At 63.8% G+C, this 663-nt stretch carries 1 pseudogene; it reads right to left on the bottom strand.

The annotated features are described in order from the left end of the window. A pseudogene (locus WS61_RS18245) lies at window positions 1-663 on the bottom strand (ferritin-like domain-containing protein); the annotation flags it as partial.

The following is a 663-nucleotide window of genomic DNA, read 5'->3' as shown; positions in this document are numbered from 1 at the left end:
CGCTCGACGACCTTCTTCTCCCACTCGCCGTCGAAACGGATCTGCTCGTCGAGCCAGCGCTCGAGCCATTCCGGATCCGGCAGGCGCGACTGCACCGTGTCGCGCGGGAACAGCGCCTAGTTCACGTGCAGGTTGGTCGGGTGCAGCGGCTTCTCGGTGCGGCGCGCCGACGCCATCAGCACGCCGATCTTCGCGAATGCCGCACGCGCGACGTCGCCGCAGTTGTTCAGCGCCTTCTTCATGTAGCGCAGGTACGCGCCGCCATGACGTGCTTCATCGCGCGAAATCGTTTCGTAGATCTGCTTGATGACGGGCTCGGTGTGCCAGTCGGCCGCGCAGCGGTACCAGTGGTTCAGGCGGATCTCGCCGCAGAAGTGCAGCATCAGCGTCTCGAGCGGCGGCGCCGGATCGAACTGGAAGCGCACCGCGTGCAACTCCTCTTCGGTCGGCACCATCTCCGGCTTGAAGCGGCGCAGGTATTCCATCAGCACGAGCGAATGCTTCTGCTCCTCGAAGAACCACACGCTCATGAACGCGGAAAAGTCGCTGTCGTGCTGGTTGTCGCGCAGGAACATTTCCGTCGCGGGCAGCGCCGACCATTCGGTGATCGCGTTCATCTTGATCGTCTTCGCCTGCTCGTCGGTGAGCAGCGAAGCGTCGAAC

Source organism: Burkholderia sp. ABCPW 11 (assembly GCF_001523445.1).
Lineage (GTDB): Bacteria > Pseudomonadota > Gammaproteobacteria > Burkholderiales > Burkholderiaceae > Burkholderia.
Note: the sequence above shows the minus strand (reverse complement) of the source record. Positions and strands in the feature narration are given on the sequence as shown.